16 protein-coding genes are annotated in these 16,161 nt (G+C 71.6%); 6 read left to right on the forward strand and 10 right to left on the reverse strand.

Annotation, left to right across the window (positions count from 1 at the left end; translation table 11 throughout):
- Positions 1-2 precede the first annotated feature (2 nt).
- Positions 3-1,448 carry an ATP-binding protein gene (locus SM447_RS12780; protein WP_474572969.1) on the forward strand — a complete coding sequence of 482 codons (1,446 nt, stop codon included), beginning with the start codon at positions 3-5 and terminating at the stop codon, positions 1,446-1,448.
- Entirely contained in the window at positions 1,445-2,341 is an 897-nt protein-coding gene (locus tag SM447_RS12785; RefSeq protein WP_474572970.1) for a Gmad2 immunoglobulin-like domain-containing protein, read from the forward strand. The genes SM447_RS12780 and SM447_RS12785 overlap by 4 nt, the downstream gene beginning before the upstream one ends.
- A gap of 33 nt (positions 2,342-2,374) precedes the next feature.
- On the opposite strand, the gene SM447_RS12790 is transcribed toward SM447_RS12785, so the two are convergent.
- Both SM447_RS12790 and SM447_RS12795 read right to left on the reverse strand, forming a co-directional pair.
- Positions 2,375-3,094 carry an SDR family oxidoreductase gene (locus SM447_RS12790; protein ID WP_474572971.1) on the reverse strand — a complete coding sequence of 240 codons (720 nt, stop codon included), beginning with the start codon at positions 3,092-3,094 and terminating at the stop codon, positions 2,375-2,377.
- A gap of 11 nt (positions 3,095-3,105) precedes the next feature.
- Positions 3,106-3,918, reverse strand: coding sequence for a helix-turn-helix domain-containing protein (locus tag SM447_RS12795; protein ID WP_474572972.1), 813 nt, complete (start codon positions 3,916-3,918; stop codon positions 3,106-3,108).
- A gap of 270 nt (positions 3,919-4,188) precedes the next feature.
- On the opposite strand from SM447_RS12795, the gene SM447_RS12800 reads away from it, so the two are divergent.
- From SM447_RS12800 to SM447_RS12815, 4 genes are all read left to right on the forward strand, one after another.
- A complete protein-coding gene (locus SM447_RS12800) occupies positions 4,189-4,677 on the forward strand; it encodes a hypothetical protein (protein WP_474572973.1) in 489 nt (162 codons plus the stop codon).
- A 101-nt stretch (positions 4,678-4,778) separates the two neighbouring features.
- A complete protein-coding gene (locus SM447_RS12805) occupies positions 4,779-5,105 on the forward strand; it encodes a YciI family protein (protein WP_474572974.1) in 327 nt (108 codons plus the stop codon).
- Positions 5,102-6,328, forward strand: a complete 1,227-nt coding sequence (locus tag SM447_RS12810) for an RNA polymerase sigma factor (protein WP_474572975.1) — start codon at positions 5,102-5,104, stop codon at positions 6,326-6,328. Before SM447_RS12805 ends, SM447_RS12810 begins: the two co-directional genes overlap by 4 nt.
- Before the next feature lie 220 nt (positions 6,329-6,548).
- Positions 6,549-7,187 carry a hypothetical protein gene (locus SM447_RS12815; protein WP_474572976.1) on the forward strand — a complete coding sequence of 213 codons (639 nt, stop codon included), beginning with the start codon at positions 6,549-6,551 and terminating at the stop codon, positions 7,185-7,187.
- 55 nt (positions 7,188-7,242) lie between these two features.
- Here SM447_RS12815 and SM447_RS12820 read toward each other — a convergent pair whose 3' ends face one another.
- From SM447_RS12820 to SM447_RS12855, 8 genes are all read right to left on the reverse strand, one after another.
- Positions 7,243-8,442 (reverse strand): RtcB family protein, encoded by a 1,200-nt coding sequence (locus tag SM447_RS12820; protein ID WP_474573269.1) that lies wholly within the window; start codon positions 8,440-8,442, stop codon positions 7,243-7,245.
- Positions 8,443-8,883: 441 nt separating this feature from the next.
- A complete protein-coding gene (gene mnhG, locus SM447_RS12825) occupies positions 8,884-9,261 on the reverse strand; it encodes a monovalent cation/H(+) antiporter subunit G (protein WP_474572977.1) in 378 nt (125 codons plus the stop codon).
- Positions 9,258-9,563 (reverse strand): MrpF/PhaF family protein, encoded by a 306-nt coding sequence (locus tag SM447_RS12830; RefSeq protein ID WP_474572978.1) that lies wholly within the window; start codon positions 9,561-9,563, stop codon positions 9,258-9,260. Before SM447_RS12830 ends, mnhG begins: the two co-directional genes overlap by 4 nt.
- On the reverse strand, positions 9,560-10,186 hold the full coding sequence (locus tag SM447_RS12835) for a Na+/H+ antiporter subunit E (RefSeq protein WP_474572979.1): 627 nt from the start codon (positions 10,184-10,186) through the stop codon (positions 9,560-9,562). The genes SM447_RS12830 and SM447_RS12835 overlap by 4 nt, the downstream gene beginning before the upstream one ends.
- Positions 10,183-11,757 carry a Na+/H+ antiporter subunit D gene (locus tag SM447_RS12840; protein ID WP_474572980.1) on the reverse strand — a complete coding sequence of 525 codons (1,575 nt, stop codon included), beginning with the start codon at positions 11,755-11,757 and terminating at the stop codon, positions 10,183-10,185. Before SM447_RS12840 ends, SM447_RS12835 begins: the two co-directional genes overlap by 4 nt.
- Positions 11,754-12,218, reverse strand: coding sequence for a Na(+)/H(+) antiporter subunit C (locus SM447_RS12845; RefSeq protein ID WP_474572981.1), 465 nt, complete (start codon positions 12,216-12,218; stop codon positions 11,754-11,756). The genes SM447_RS12840 and SM447_RS12845 overlap by 4 nt, the downstream gene beginning before the upstream one ends.
- Positions 12,215-15,037, reverse strand: coding sequence for a Na+/H+ antiporter subunit A (locus SM447_RS12850; protein WP_474572982.1), 2,823 nt, complete (start codon positions 15,035-15,037; stop codon positions 12,215-12,217). Before SM447_RS12850 ends, SM447_RS12845 begins: the two co-directional genes overlap by 4 nt.
- Before the next feature lie 109 nt (positions 15,038-15,146).
- The gene (locus SM447_RS12855; protein WP_474572983.1) at positions 15,147-16,067 is read right to left on the reverse strand and encodes an ion transporter; all 921 of its coding nucleotides are present in this window, start codon (positions 16,065-16,067) and stop codon (positions 15,147-15,149) included.
- Positions 16,068-16,161: the final 94 nt, after the last annotated feature.

Below are 16,161 nucleotides of genomic sequence, written 5' to 3' on the forward strand. Positions count from 1 at the left end.
CGGTGAGCACCCAGTCCGTACGGCCCGGCCGGCTGCGCCGCCGGTTGACCATCGCGTTCGTGCTGGTCGCCGGGATCTCCGCCGGGGTGCTCGCCGGTGGGTCGTACCTGCTGCTCCGCCAGGCCCGCTACGACGCCTCGCTGCACGCCGCCGCCGCCGACGCCCGCTACCGGCTCGTGCTCGCCGGGCAGTTCCTGCCGCTGACCGAGCAGCGCCGCACCGAGCTGCTGACCAGCTTCGAGGGCAGCGGTCGGCACGTGGTGCTGATCGCCGGTGACACCTGGCCCTCGGACCCGGAGTACGTGCCACCCCTGAGTGACCGACTGCGGACCACCGTCGCGGACGGGCAGCTCGGCTACCAGCGCATCGCGGAGCCGAACCGGCTGCTGGTGGTGGGCGGGCGGATTCCCGGCTCCACCGCCGAGCTCTACGTCCTCACCGACGAGGACGACCTCGCCGTCGGGCTGGAGCAGTTACGCAACGCGCTCGCCGCCGGTTGGGTGCTGGTGGTGCTGCTCGCCGCCACGGTCGGGCACACCCTCGCCCGACGAACCCTGGAGCCGGTGGGCCGGGCCAGCCGGGCCGCCCGGGCCATCACCGAGGGCCTGCTGGCCACCCGGCTGCCGGTGGGTGGGCGTGACGAGTTCAGTGCGTGGGCCGCCTCGTTCAACGAGATGGCCGAGGCGTTGGAGGCGAAGATCGCCGCCCTGCACCGGGCGCAGGAGCGCGAGCGGCGGTTCACCGCCGACGTGGCGCACGAGCTGCGTACCCCGGTGACCGCCCTGGTGGGTGCGGCCTCGCTGCTGCGCGACCACCTCGACCAGCTGCCCGGCGACGCCCGGCGCGCCGGTGAGCTGCTGGTCACCGACGTGGTGCGGCTGCGCCGCCTGGTGGAGGACCTGATGGAGATTTCCCGGCTCGACGCCGGGCGGGAGGCCGTCGTCGTGGCCGAGGTGGACGCACCGGCGCTGCTACGCGGCATCCTGGCCGCTCGCGGCTGGGCCGACCGGGTGACGGTCGACGGCGGTCCGCTCCGGCTGCACACCGATCGGCGCCGCCTGGAGCGGGTGCTGGGCAACCTGATCGCCAACGCGGTGCAGCACGGCGCGGGCAGGATCCGCGTACGGGTCGCCCGGGCCGGCGAACGGGTGCTCTTCGACGTCGACGACCAGGGGCCCGGCATCCCCGCCGAACATCTGCCGCGCCTGTTCGACCGTTTCCACAAGGTCGACCCGGCACGCTCGGGCGGCGGCAGCGGACTCGGTCTGGCCATCGCCCTGGAGAACGCCCGGCTGCTCGACGGTCGGCTGACGGTGCACAGTGTCCCCGACGTCGGCACCCGCTTCCGCCTCGACCTGCCCGCCGGACAACCGGACGAGGCGGGATCGGACGAGCCCGGACCGCCCGACGCCGCACCGCACCACGCAGGATCGGCCGACGTCGGATGAGCCGCCGCCGGATCGCCACGCTGATCACCCTGCTGCTCCTGGTCGCCGCGTGCGCACCGGCGCGGTCCGGGTCGCTCGGGCCGGCACCCACCGCCGTCGCGCCGACCGTGGCGGGCCCCACCAGCCTCGGCCCGTCGTCCGGCAGCGCGCCGTCGCCCTCCGACGCCCCCGCCACGACCACGCCGGGCACCGGCACCGCCGCAAGGCCCGCCAGCACCGAGACCAGCCGGCCGGGTTCCCTCACCCTGCAACTGTGGTACGTCCGTGACGGGCGACTCGCACCGACCCGACGCACCCGGCCCGTCACGGTGGCCACCTCGCGCCTCGCGCTGAGCGAGCTGGCCGCCGGACCGACCGCCGCCGAGACCGCCGCCGGCCTGGTCACCCTGCTGCCGGACGGCGCGCAGGTGAGCCGGATCGCCTCCGGCGTGGCCACCGTCCGACTCTCCGGCGCACCCGACCCCGTCATCCGCCGGTTGCGCGAGGCCCAGGTGATCTACACGCTCACCGAGTTCCCCACCGTCCGACAGGTCGCCTTCGGCACCGCCGCGCCGGCCGGCCGCGCCGACTACGCGGACCTGCTGCCACCGGTCGTGGTGACCGGCCCGGCCATCGGTGACCGGGTCACCAGCCCGGTCACCGTCACCGGCACCGCCGACGTGTTCGAGGCCACCGTCAGCGTGCGGGTGCTCGACGCCACCGGCCGCCAGCTCGCCACCGCCTTCACCACCGCCACCTGCGGCTCCGGCTGCCGGGGCAGCTACCGGATCTCCGTCGGCTACCGACTGGCCCGCGAGCAGGCCGGCACGATCGAGGTGTACGAGGTCTCCGCCGACGACGGCTCCCGGGTCAACGTGGTCGCGGTGCCGGTGACCCTGGCCGCCACCCGGTGATGACCGGCCGGGCAGGGGCCTCGCCGCCAGGGCTCAGAGCAGCAGCCCACCGGTCGCGCGGATGTTCTGGCCGGTGATCCACCCCGAGTGGGGGCCGGCCAGGAACGCCACCACGTCGGCGATGTCCTCCGGCCGGCCGAGCCGCCCCAGGGCGGTGAGCTGGACGCTCTGCGCCAGCGCCTCCGGCGGGTTGCTGGCCCGCAGCAGGTCGGTGTCGGTCGCGCCGGGCGAGACGGTGTTGACCGTGATCCCCCGCCCACCGAGTTCCCGCGCGGCCACCGCGGTGACCTGCTCCAGTGCCGCCTTGCTCGCACAGTAGAGAACGGCACCGGGTGCCGGTACCACCGTGTTCAGGCTGGAGATGTTGATGATCCGGCCGTCCTCCGGCATCAGCTCGGCGGCGCGACGGACGGCCAGTGCCGGATAGGTGGCGTTGACCGTCATCACCCGGTGGAACGCCTCGCCGGTCAGCTCCGCGATCGGCAGCGACGGGTTGATCGCCGCGTTGTTGACCAGTATGTCCAGGCCGTCGGGGAGCGCCGCGAAGAGCGTGTCGAGGCTGCCCAGGTCGGCCTGGTCGGCGCGGACCGCCACCACCTGGTCGAGTTCACCGGTCAGTTCCTCGGCGGCGGCCCGGTCCGAGTGGAAGCTGAACACCACCCGCGCTCCCTCGCGGGCGAGGCGCCGCACGATCGCCCGACCGATTCCCCGTGAGCCTCCGGTGACCACCGCCGTCTTCCCGCGCAACATCATGACCGGGAAGGCTAGGTGGCCGGCCCACGCAGGTCTTGCAGAAATGCGAACAGTTGGCGGGGCGTGGCCCCGGCCATCGCCCGGACCTCACGGGTGAGGTGCGACTGGTCGGCGTAACCGATGTCGACCGCCCGGGCCAGCGTGACGTCGGGGTGGCCGAGCCGGTGGACCGCCCGCTGAAAGCGGGCGACGCGCGCCACCGTCTTGGGCGACAGTCCGACGTGTCGTTGGAAACCCAGCTCCAGTCCGCGCCGGCTGATCCCCATGTCCGCCGCCACCTGACCCACCGTCCGTCCCGGCCGGTGCAAGCGCCACCAGGCTCGACTCACCGCGTCGGCCGGCGCCCGTGCGGTCGGCAGCCACGCCGCCAGCAGGTCGTCGAGCAACGCGAACCGCGCCGGCCAGTCCCGCATCGCGCCCAGCCGGTCGCTCAGTTCGGCCGCTCGCTGTCCGAGCAGGACCGTCGGGTCCACGGTCGCGCCGACCAGCTCCGGTGCGGGTACGCGCAGCAGCGCGGACGCGCCCGCCGGGGTCAACCCGATCGCCACGCCGTGTCGCCACTCCGCCGACTCGTGCGTCCCGTGGACCCGGCGCGGCCCGGTCACCCAACTGCCCCGACCGCTGAAGTCCACGATCAACGTGGTGACGTTGATCGGCAGCAGCCGACGTCGCAGCCGTCCGCCGACCGTCGCGTGGAAGCCCGCGTACCCGAGGACGTACGGCGCTGCCGCGCCACGAGCCAGCCGGCTCGGGCTCTCGACGCAGCCGGCGTACGGCTCGACCGGAAGGGAGTGCAGCAGTGGCAGCGCCGGTCGAGGACTCATCCCGGTGGGCCGGCGACGGATGCGGAGGAAGGGTCGCGCACGAACCATGATTCTGCCCGACGCGGGGCTGTACGTGCCTGCGCGACGCCGTGGCCCGCCGGTATCCCCGTCGACCCGTACGGCTGCACGCCATGGTCCGGTACGACCGTCAGCGGTTCTGCCGTTCGACGCCGCGACGGACGAGGCTCCGGACGCCGGGGACCCGGGCCGAACAGCTCCGTCCGCCGAATGTTGTTGCCCCTGGTGACGACGGCTCGTAGCGTCACCTGAGTGACCGTGGAGGTGCCGTTCCGTTCCCTCGCCGTCGACCAGTCGGACGTCCGTTACCTCCACGGACCAGACTCCCACCGGCAGCCGGGCACCTCGCGCCGATTCTGGATCCACCTGCCGGCGCAGTACGATCCGTCGCGGCCCGCGTCGCTGATCGTGTTTGCCTGGCTGCGGCCGGACCGGTTCCGTCGCGTGCTGTGCTGCCTGTCCAGCTTCGCGCAGATGCCGGGCGGAAACCCGTACCCCGGGATCATTCCCGAGGTTGCTCGTAAGCCGCTGCGTATCTTCATGCAGGCGGGTCACCGAGACCTGCGCTGGAACGAGCCTGACCACAACTGGTTCGCCGACAACCTGCGGGTCGCGGCCGCCCTGGCCGAGGCCGGCTACGACTTCCGGCTCGTACTGGGCGATGGCGGGCACAGCCCGAACCACGGCGGCGTCCTCCTGCCCGACGCGCTGCGCTGGCTGTGGCGGCCGGTCGGCACCTGAGCAGACCCGAGCGGCGAAATTGGTCGAGGAACATGTCGGACCGGGGCGGTGACGTTCGTAGCAAGGGTGAGAGCCGACCACCGACGACAGGAGACGATCCGATGGCGCATTACCTGATGTCCGTTCTCGACGACACGACCGGCTCCGCGACCGCGGCCGAGATGGCCGCCATCGGCGTGTTCAACGACCAGCTCAAGGCCGAGGGCCACTGGGTCTTCGCCGGCGGCCTCGCGTCGCCCGACACGGCCACCGTCGTCGACGCCCGCGCCGGGGAGACGATCCTGGCCGACGGGCCCTACCTGGAATCGAAGGAGTACGTCGGCGGCTTCTGGATCATCGACGCTCCCCACCTCGACGTCGCTCTCCGGCTGGCCGCCCTCGGGTCGAAGCACTGCAACCGGCGGGTCGAGCTGCGGCCGTTCCTGTGAACCCGCCCGACCTCGCCGACGTGATCACCCTGGTCCACCGCGTGGAATGGGCCCGGGTGGTCGCGAACCTGGTTAGGCGCTTCGGCGACCTCGACGTGGCCGAGGAATCGACCGCCGAGGCGTTCGCGACCGCCGTCGAGCGCTGGCCGGTCGACGGCCTCCCGCCGAGTCCCGGCGCGTGGCTCACCACCACGGCCCATCGCAAGGCCATCGACCGGATCCGGCGCGACGCCAGGCGCGAGGAGAAACACCAGGAGGCGCTGATGCTCTCCGAGCCACCTGAGCCGCTCGGTGCCATCGACGACGACCGGCTGCGCCTGGTCTTCACCTGCTGCCATCCGGCGCTGGCCATGGAGGCGCGGGTCGCGTTGACGCTGCGGATGGTCGGCGGGCTCACCGTGGCCGAGATCGCCCGCGCGTTCCTGGTCCAGGAGACGGCCATGAGCCGGCGGATCACCCGAGCGAAGGCGAAGATCAAGGTGGCGAGGATCCCGTATGGAGTGCCGTTGCGGGAGGACATCCCGGCCCGGGTCACCGGGGTGCTCGCCGTCCTCTACCTGGTCTTCAACGAGGGTTATCTGGCCTCGAGCCCCGGGAGCGAGGCGGTCCGCGGCGACCTGACCGCCGAGGCGATCCGGCTGACCCGGCTGGTCCGCGCCCTGTTGCCGGCCGACGGCGAGGTCGCCGGGCTCCTCGCGCTGATGCTGCTGACCGAGGCCCGTCGGGCGGCGCGCGTGTCGGCGAGCGGCGAACTCGTCACCCTGGACGAGCAGGACCGCGGCGCCTGGGACGGCGAGCTGATCGCCGAAGGCCACGCCCTGGTCCGTGCGCGCATCGCCTCCGGTGAGGCGCCGGGGCGCTACCAGATCCTCGCCGCGATAAACGCCGTGCACACCGACGCCCGGGAGGCGCGGGACACCGACTGGTCGCAGATCGTCACGCTCTACGACCAGCTGGCCCGCGTCGATCCCTCGCCGATCGTGCGACTCAACCGGGCGATCGCGGTCGCCGAACTCGACGGCGCGCAACTCGCGCTGGCGGAGATCGACGCCCTGCCGCTGCAGCACTACCACGCCTACCACGCCACTCGGGCCGCTCTGCTGCGGCGGCTGGGCCACAGCGCGCGGTCCCGCGCGGCCTACGACCGGGCCATCGAGTTGGCCGGCAACAGCGCCGAGCGGGCGTACCTCACCCGTCGCCGTGACCAGCTGGCCGAGCTGTGAACCGACGGGGAGAACTGCACTGACGCTTATCTGATATGCGCGTTGAATCGCGGTAGTAGGCTGACGACGATTCGGCGCACTTCGATTATCGGCGGGTCGCGGCAGGTATCGGAACGAGGGCGGGATGGGTAGGCAGCGCGCACGGCGGCGCGACAGTTCGAAACCGCCGCGCATACCGGTGACACGCAGGGACGGCCACCCCCGGCCGGCAGGCACTGCCGTGGCTGCCCGCGATCCCGACCAGCCGGAATCACGGTACGACGCGGTGCTGGAAAGGGCCGCGCAACCGGGCCCGGCGCTGGCGATGCTCCTGCTCGCCGGGCTCATCGCGGCCGGCTGGTTGGCGCCCGGATACGTCGCGGACCCGACGACGTTGGATGCCCCGGCCCGTCACGTGGTCGCCGCGACACTGGCGGTTGTGGCGTTCCTGTCGTTCTCGACACTGAACCTGGTGGCCTACTGCCTGATCGTGGCTCGCCGATCCGAACCGACGAAGCGATTCGTCACGGCGGTCGGCAATCGCGCCGCCATCGGCGCCATTCTCGGTACGTTGCTCGGCCTGCGCATGGCGACGATGATGGACGGAGAGGCAGCCGATGGCCCGGCTGTCAGCTTTCTGGATTTCGAGAGCAACCTGAGCAACACGATCACGCTCGTGACGCTGACGCTCATCGGCACGGCGTGGCCGTACTGCTGGGGGCCGGTCAGGGCGGCGATGACCGCCGTCGCCTCGACGGCACCGCTCAAGCCGTACGCCCGGAGGGCCGGCGTCGTTCTCGGCGCGGTGCTCCTGCTCAGCAGCCACTACCTGGGGCTGGGTGTGGCCATGGCGGTGTATCGAGGGGTCGCTCAACCGTAGTTCGCGGTCGGCACGGCGGCCGGCGCCCGCCCCCCGACGGGCGCCGGGCCGTGCCTCAACCCTTCACGCAGACCACCTGCTTGAGGTGAGCGATCACCTCGACCAGGTCGTCCTGCTGCGCCATCACCTCGTTGATGTCCTTGTACGCGCCGGGGATCTCGTCGACGACGCCGGCATCCTTACGGCACTCCACTCCGGACGTCTGCGCCGCCAGGTCAGCGGTGCTGTAGGTCCGCTTCGCCTGGGCGCGGGACATGCGCCGACCCGCCCCGTGCGACGCCGAACAGTAGCTCCACGGGTTACCCGAGCCACGAACGATGTACGAGCCGGTCCCCATCGAACCCGGAATGATGCCGAGGTCGCCGTGGCCGGCACGGATGGCGCCCTTCCGCGTCACCAACACGTCCACCCCGTCGTAGCTTTCCTCCGACACGTAGTTGTGGTGGCAGCTGATCGGCTCGTCGTAGCCGACCTGCGGGAACCGCTCCCGGACCAGGTTCATCAGTACGGCGAGCATGACGGCGCGGTTGCGCCGCGCGTACTCCTGCGCCCACCAGAGGTCACGGCGGTAGGCGTCCATCTCCGGCGTGCCGGTGAGGAACACGGCCAGGTCGCGGTCGGGCAGGTCGGCGTTGTGCGGCAGCCGGCGCGCCACCGCGATGTGCCGCTCGGCCAGTTCCTTGCCGATGTTGCGGGATCCGGAGTGCAACATCAGCCAGACCCGGCCGGGGTCGGTGCCGCCCTGTTCCAGGCAGACCTCGATGAAGTGGTTGCCGCCACCGAGGGTGCCGAGCTGCCGCCGAGCGCGCGTCTCCAGTTGCGCCACCCGGCGGTCGAGGTCGGTGAAGCGCCGCCAGAAGTCATCCCATCCGCGCTGCTCCAGGCCCCGGACCCGGCGCGGGTCCACCGGCTCGTCGCGCTGGGCGAAGCCGACCGGAACAGCGTCCTCGATGGCCCGCCGCAGCCCGGCCAGGTCGTCGGGCAGGTCGGCGGCGGTCAGCGAGGTACGCACCGCCGACATGCCGCAGCCGATGTCGACCCCGACGGCCGCCGGCGAGACGGCCTGCCGCATCGCGATGACCGAGCCGACCGTGGCGCCCTTGCCGAAGTGGACGTCCGGCATGACGGCGACGCCCTGCACCCACGGCAGCGCGCCGATGTTGCGCAGCTGCCGTGCGGCCTGCGGCTCGATGGCGTACGGGTCGGTCCATACCCGAATCGGTGCCCGCGTCCCCGCGAGCAGGCTGAACCCCATGACGTTGTGCTCCTGAACTCCGTCGTTGAACCCGCCGATCATGCACTTGTGGTCGTTGATATGCGAGTTGTACCCCGTTTCAGAGGTGCCAGAACTGCATGATCGACGACCGTGCGCGGGAGGGATGGTGGAGGAGCGCGAGGTGACCACCGGTCGGTACGGGCGGGCCTCGCGCGGATGTGCCGGCTGGCGGCGGTGTCAGTACTGCCCGGACGGGTTGGTCGGGCCCGGTGGGAGGGGCGGTCTGCCGGCGGGCACGACGGTGTGACACGGCAGCGGCTGACCGGCCCGGCTGCGGTTGCGTTGTCGCACGGCTACTCCTTCCCGGCTCTCGTCGTGATCGACCTGATGCCGGGAAGACTATGGATCACCAGCCGGGCCCGCAACGGATATCGGCCGGCGACCCGTCGCCGGGCCGGTCCGCCGCGACGAGGAGCCGGGTCAGCGCCCCGCCGCGTCCTCCCGGTCACCGGCGATGCGGTCGAGGTGGGGGGCGAGTTCGTCGGTGACCAGCAGGTCGGTGCGGATGTCGTCGTGCGGGTACCCGGCCCGCCCGACCATGTGCGCGGCCACCGGGGCGGTGGCGAGCGAGAAGGCACCCACCAGCACCAGCGTGGTGATGTCCACCCCGGTACGCAGCCGCAACGCGCAACCGATCAGCACCAGCAGCAGCCCGAGCACCTGCGGTTTCGCCGCGGCGTGCATCCGGGTGAGCAGGTCGGGAAAGCGCACCAGCGCCACCCCGGCGGCCAGGCTGAGCAACGCCCCGGCGATCAGGAAGACGCTTGCTGCGACGTCGTACACCGCGTCGAGGCTCACCTGCGGTCCCCGCTCGTCGTGGGCGTCCCGGGCGTCGTGGGCGTGTCGTTTCGCCGGGCGGCGAAGCGGGCGACGCTGACCGAGCCGACGAACCCGAGCACGGCGAGAACCACCAGCACCGGCAGCGCGGTGGCGTCGCGGGTGTAGGCGGCCTCCGTGGCGATCGCGGCCACGATGACGGCCAGCAGCACGTCGGTGGCCACGGCCCGGTCGAGGATCGACGGGCCCCGGATGATCCGGGTGAGGGCGAGCCCGCCGGCCACGGCGAGCAGCGCGGTGACGGTCACGGCCACGACGGTCATGCCGGTGCCCCTTCCAGGTCGGGCGGCGAGGGGTGGGCGTCGTCCCGGATCCGGCGCAGCTCGTCGGGCGAGCCGATGGCCCCGATGATGCGGGCCTCCAGTTCGTACACGCCCCGCCGGAAGCGTTCGACCTCTTCCCGGCTCGTCACGTTGAGCACGTGGACGTAGAGCGTGCCGGTCCGGCGGTCGGCCTCCAGGATCAGGCTGCCCGGCACGAGGGACAGCGCCTCGGCGGTCAGGGTGAGGTTGAGGTCGGTGTTGACCCGCAGTGGCACCGCGATGATCGCGCTCTGCGGAGTGTGGCCGACCCGCAGCGCGAGCCAGGCGACCTGCGCGGAGGCCACCACGATGTCACGCAGGAAATGCAGCCAGAAGCGCAGCATCGGCAGTGGGTGGATGCGGCCGGCGAAGGTCACCGGCGGCAGTGGGAAGACGGCCAGCAGGACGGTGGCCACCACCAGGCCACTGATGATGTTGGCCCAGGACAGGGTGCCCCAGAGCAGCACCCAGACCGCCACCAACGCGGTCACCGCGATGGCCCGGTTACGCCGCCGGGCGGCGCGGGTCAGCGGCGGGCGTGGGGCGTCGGTCGGATCCGCCGGGGTCATCGGGTCGGGCCTCACGGCGCACCTCCCGGGAACACGGCGTCGACGTAGGGCGTCCGGCGCAGCAGGTCGTCGGCGGCGTCGGTGCTGATGTCGAACAGCGGGCCGGCGACCACGGTGAGGGCCAACCCGAACACCACCAGCGCGAGCGTCGGCGCGATCATCAGCCGGGGCAGCACCGCTCCCGACTGCCCGACGCCGCCCCGGTGCGGTTCCACCGCGCCCTCGGTTCGGGTCGCCCGCTCGACGTCGTCACCGGCCGGCATGTCCGCGTGCGGTGTCCGCCAGAAGGCGAGGTTCCACACCCGGGCGATCGCGTAGAGGGTGAGCAGGCTGGTGAGCAGCCCACCAGCCACCAGGATCCAGGCCAGCACGCCGCCGTCGTCGACGCCGGCCTGGATCAGGCCGAGCTTGCCGAGGAAGCCGGAGAACGGTGGAATGCCGGCGAGGTTCAGCGCGGGAACGAAGAACAGCACGGCGAGCAGGGGTGACAGCCGCGCCAGCCCACCGAGCCGATCCAGGGCGGTGCTGCCGCCTCGGCGTTCGACCAGGCCGGCGGCGAGGAAGAGGGTGGTCTGGATGGTGATGTGGTGCACCACGTAGAAGATCGCCGCGGACAGGCCGAGCGACGAGGTGAGCCCCACCCCGAAGAGCATGTAGCCGATGTGACTGATCAGCGTGAACGACAACAACCGCTTGATGTCCGACTGGGCCACCGCACCGAGGATCCCGACCACCATGGTCAACACCGCCGTCACCAGCAGCAGGGTCGCCGTGCGTCCGCCCGGGAACAGCAACGTCTCGGTACGGATGATCGCGTACACGCCGACCTTGGTGAGCAGCCCCGCGAAGACCGCGGTGACCGGAGCCGGTGCCGTGGGGTAACTGTCGGGCAGCCAGGCCGACAGCGGGAACACCGCCGCCTTGATCCCGAAGGCCAGCAGCAGCATGCCCTGCAACACCAGGCGCAGGTCGTCCGGCAGGGCGTCCAACCGGTCGACCAGTTGGGCGAGGTTGAGCGTGCCGGTCGAGGCGTAGACCAGACCGATCGCGATCAGGAAGATCACCGAGGAGAGCAGGCTCACCACGACGTAGGTGGTGCCGGCGCGGATCCGGGTCTCGGTGCTGCCCAGGGTCAGCAGGACGTAGCTGGCGACCAGCAGGATCTCGAAGCCGACGTAGAGGTTGAACAGGTCACCGGAGAGGAACGCGTTGCACACGCCGGCGGTCAGCACCAGGTAGGTCGGGTGGTAGACCGACAGCGGCGTCTCCTCGTTGCCGTCGGCCATACCCTGTCCGATGGAGTAGACCAGCACGCAGAGCGTCACCGCGGCGGAGACCACCAGCATCAGCGCGGCCAACTGGTCGGCGACCAGCACGATGCCCAGCGGGGCGACCCAACCGCCGACCTCCACCACCAGCGGACCGTGCAGGCTGGACTGGACCAGCAGCGTCGCCGCCACCGCCACGGTGGCGGTGAGCACGGTGAGGCTCACCCACCGCTGGGCGTGTGGGCGGCCGAGGAGCAGCAGGGTCAGGGCCGCGCCGAGCAGTGGCATCACCACCGGCAACGGAACGAGGTACGTCATCCGGCCCGCCCCGCTTCGACCGCGCCCGCCGGTCGCGCCGCCTCGGTCGACTCGTCGTCGTCACCGGTGCCGCCGTCGATGTCGGAGGTCCCCGGCCCCTCGTCGCGGATCGCGAGATCCATGATCCGGCGGTCCTCGACGTCGTCCTGCACCTCGTCGTGCCCGTTGAGGTGCCAGCTGCGGTACGCCAGGGCGAGCAGGAACGCCGTCATGCCGAGGGTGATGACGATGGCGGTGAGGATCATCGCCTGCGGCAGCGGGTCGCTCATCTCCTCCGGCGGGCTGGTGCCGACGATCGGCGGTCCGCCGGCCCGTCCGCCGGTGAGCAGCAGCAGGTTCGCCCCGTTGCCGAGCAGGATGACCCCCATCAGCACCCGGGTGAGACTGCGTTCCAGCAGCAGTGTGACGCCGGCCGCGACGAGCACGCCGACCACGATCACGTACGTCAGGTTGGGCGTCACACCAGCTCCTTTTCCCGGATCTCGGCGTCCTCGGTCTCGCTCTGGCGGTCCATCTCCGCGCCGAGACTGCGCAGGATGTCCAGCACCAGGCCGACGACGATCAGGTAGACACCGACGTCGAAGAAGACCGACGTGACGAAGTGGATGTGGCCCAGCACCGGCAGGTGGAAGTCGAGCAGCGCACTCTGCAGGAACTCGCCGCCGAGCAGCATCGCCGCCACGCCGGTGCCGACCGCGACGAAGAGCCCGGCACCGAGCACCACACCGGCGTCGACGGGCGCCGCGCCGTTGAGTTCCGTACGGCCACCGGCCAGGTACCGCACGGCCAGCGCGAGACCGGCGACCAGACCGGCGGCGAAACCACCACCGGGTGCGTTGTGGCCGCTGAACAGCAGGTAGATGGAGAAGAGCACGATGGCGTGGAACAGCAGCCGGGTCACCACCTGGAGGATCACCGACTGGGCGCGAGCGGTGGCGCCGGTGGTCAACCAGCGCGGCCGGGCGGACTCCGACCGGCCACCACCGGGAATGTCGGCGCGCCGATGCAGGTCACCCGCGTGGCGGAAGATCAGGCTGGCCACGCCGGTGGCGGCCACCACCAGCACCGCGATCTCGCCCATCGTGTCCCAGGCCCGGATGTCGACCAGCGCCACGTTGACGATGTTCTTGCCGCCGCCGTACGACACGGCCTCGTCGGGGAACCCGACGGAGACCGGCACGGCCTGACGGGCGCCCGTCGCGACGTACGCCATGCCTGCGGTGACCGCGCCGACGGCGACCCCGATCGCGACGCGACCGCGTCGGCTGGACCGGATCGGACGCTCCGAGAACTTGACCGGCAGGCGGCGCAGCACCAGCACGAACATGACGATGGTGACGGTCTCCACCAGGAACTGGGTCAGCGCCAGGTCGGGAGCGCCGTGCAGGACGAACAGCAGCGCGGTGCCGTAGCCGGCCACGCCGACCAGGATCATCGCGGTGAGCCGGCGCAGGGCGCGGGCCGCCATCACCGCCGCCACGATCACCACGGCGGCGGCGACGGCCTGCAACGGGGTGTCCCAGACGTGGAACCGCTGCTGCCAGGGCGAGCCGAGCAGCAGCGCCCCACCGGGCAGCAGCACCAGCACCACCAGGATGACGCCGAGGTAGAACGGCAGCGAACCCCGCTGGGTGGCACCGGTCAGCTCCACCGCCAGCCGGTCGAGTCCCGCGATGACCCGCGTGTAGACGGTCGCGCTGTCGAAGGGCAGCCGCAGCGTGGCACGTAGCCGCTCGCGCCGCAGCAGGTGGAACAGCCCGGCACCGCCGGCCACCGCGAGCACCGACAGGCCCAACGCCGGGGTGAGCCCGTGCCAGAGCGCCAGGTGGTAGCCCGGCTCGGCACTCGGGTACAGGTCCGCGTACGGGGCGAGCAGGCGGTCCACCGCCGGGGCGAGCAGCCCGGTCGCGGCGCCCGCGAGGGCCAGCGTCGCCGCCGGGGCGAGGAAGGGCCAGGAGACGGGTGCGGCCTCGGTGGGTGCGATCCCCGGCTTGCTGGCGAAGGCGCCCCAGAGAAACCGCAGCGTGTACGCGACGGTGAGCACCGAGCCGAGGATCACGCCGGCCAGCACCACCAGGTCGAGCCCGCCGCCGTGCAGCAACGCCTCGACGGCGGCCTCTTTCGCGACGAAGCCGGCCATCGGCGGCAGACCGGCCATCGAGGCCGCCGCGAGCCCGGCCACCACGGCCAGCGCCGGCGCACGCCGGCCCAACCCGCTGAGCTCGCGCAGGTCACGGGTGCCGGCGGCATGGTCGATGACGCCGACGGTGAGGAAGAGGGTGGCCTTGAACAGGGCGTGCGCCAGCACCATCGCCACCCCGGCGAGCGCGGTGTCCCGGGTACCGGCACCGAGGATCACCATCAGCAGGCCGAGCTGGCTGACCGTGCCGTAGGCAAGCAGGAGTTTGAGATCGACCTGGCGCAGCGCCGCCCACCCACCGAGGAACATGGTGATCAGGCCGGCGGACAGCAGCACCGGACGCCAGGCGGTGACCTCGGCGACCGCCGGTCCCATCAGGGCGACCAGGAACACACCGGCTTTCACCATGGCCGCGGCGTGCAGGTACGCGCTGACCGGCGTCGGTGCGGCCATCGCCCCCGGCAGCCAGAAGCTGAATGGGAAGATCGCCGACTTGCTCAGCGCGCCGAGCAGGATCAGCATCGCGGCGGCGACGAGGTAGCCGCCGCCGGGCAGGTCGCCGGCGATCTCGGACCAGCGGTAGCTGCCGGCGTGCTGGCCGAGCATGACGAACCCGGCGAGCATGGCCAGGCCGCCCAGCGTGGTCACCAGCAGGGCTTGCATGGCGGCCCGCCGGCTGGCCCGCTTCGCCGGGTCGCTGCCGATCAGCAGGTACGAGAAGACGGTGGTCAGTTCCCAGAAGACGTACAGCAGCAGCAGGTCGTCGGCGACCACCAGACCGAGCATCGCACCGGCGAAGGCGACGAAGACCGCGGCGAACCGGCCGAGCCCGGCGTCACCGGTGCGGAAGTAACGCGCGCTATAGGCCAGCACCAGCGCGCCGACCCCACCGACCAGGACCACCATCAGCCAGGACAGCGTGCCCATTCGCAGGGCGATTTCCAGCCCGAGCTGCGGCACCCACGGCACCGTCTCGACCACCGGCTCACCGCCGCGTACCCCGGCGGTCTGGGTGAGCGCCCAGATCAACGTGGCTCCAGGTGCCAGCGCCACCAGGTAGAGGGCGTTGCGCCCCCAGAGCCGCACCAACCCCGGGGCGATCACGGCTGTCAGCGCATGGACCGCCACCAGTGCCAGCACACAGCCTCCCCAGAGATCATCAGACGGTGTAACGACCCTATCCGGTGACGCCCGTTATCCGCATCCGTCGTGATTCTGATCAAACGCGGACGCTGCTCCGGTGCTGCGGTCAGTCCTTACCGACTCGTCGCAGTCGTCCGTCGTCGCGGTCGATGCGCAGTTCCCGTTCGAGTTCGACGATGAGGGTACGCAGGTCGTCGAGGCGTTGACTGATCGCGATCCGGTCCACCTCGTCCGGCACACCGTCGCCGTCCTCGTCGTACCCGGGAGCCAGTCCCTCGGTCATCTCCAGCCGACGCGCCTCCTCCATCGAGTTGACGAAGACCGCGACGAGAATGTTGAGCAACAGGTTGACGGTGATCACTACGAAGCTGCCGTAGTACAGCACCGTCCAGGGCGAGAACTCCATCCCCTGCTCGATGAGCTCCGGCAGCGTCTCCAGCGACAGCAGCACGAACAGCGTCAGCAGGGACCGGCCGATGTCGCCGTACTCCTCCGGGTAGGCCTCACCGAAGATCAGCCAACCGGCCATGCCGTAGACGTAGAGCGTCACGACGGCCAGCGCGAAGAAGCCGCCGATCCCGGGCAGGCTACGCCACAACGCGGAGACGATCATCCGCAGGCCGGGCGAGAACCGTACCAACCGGACGATCCGCAGCACCCGCACCACCCGCAGCAGTGCCGAGTCGCCGTGCAGGCCGGGCACGAAGATCGCGGCGATCACCAGGAAGTCGAAGACGTTCCAGCCGTGCCGGAAGAAGTCCTGCGGCCGACGACCGTACGCCAGGATCCTGATGGTGATCTCGGCGACGAAGACCGTCCGGAACGCCCACTCCAGCGCCCGCAGCGCGGTGCCCGCCGGGCCGAGATCCGGGTAGGTCTCCAGCCCGAGCACCACCCCGTTGGCGAGGATGACCCCGACGATGGCGATCTCGAAGGCGCGGGAGGCGGCGAGCCGGGCACAGAACCCGAACAGCGCGGCACTGCGGGAGGTGCGAACCGGTCCGCCGCGCGGAGCCGGCACGGTCATGCCACTCATCGTGCGATCGGCCCCGGTGCGGACACCGGGGCCGGCGAGGCCACCCACCGTGCGTCGTCGGCGCAATGACGTACGGCAAACATGG

This window comes from Micromonospora aridisoli, from assembly GCF_056150025.1.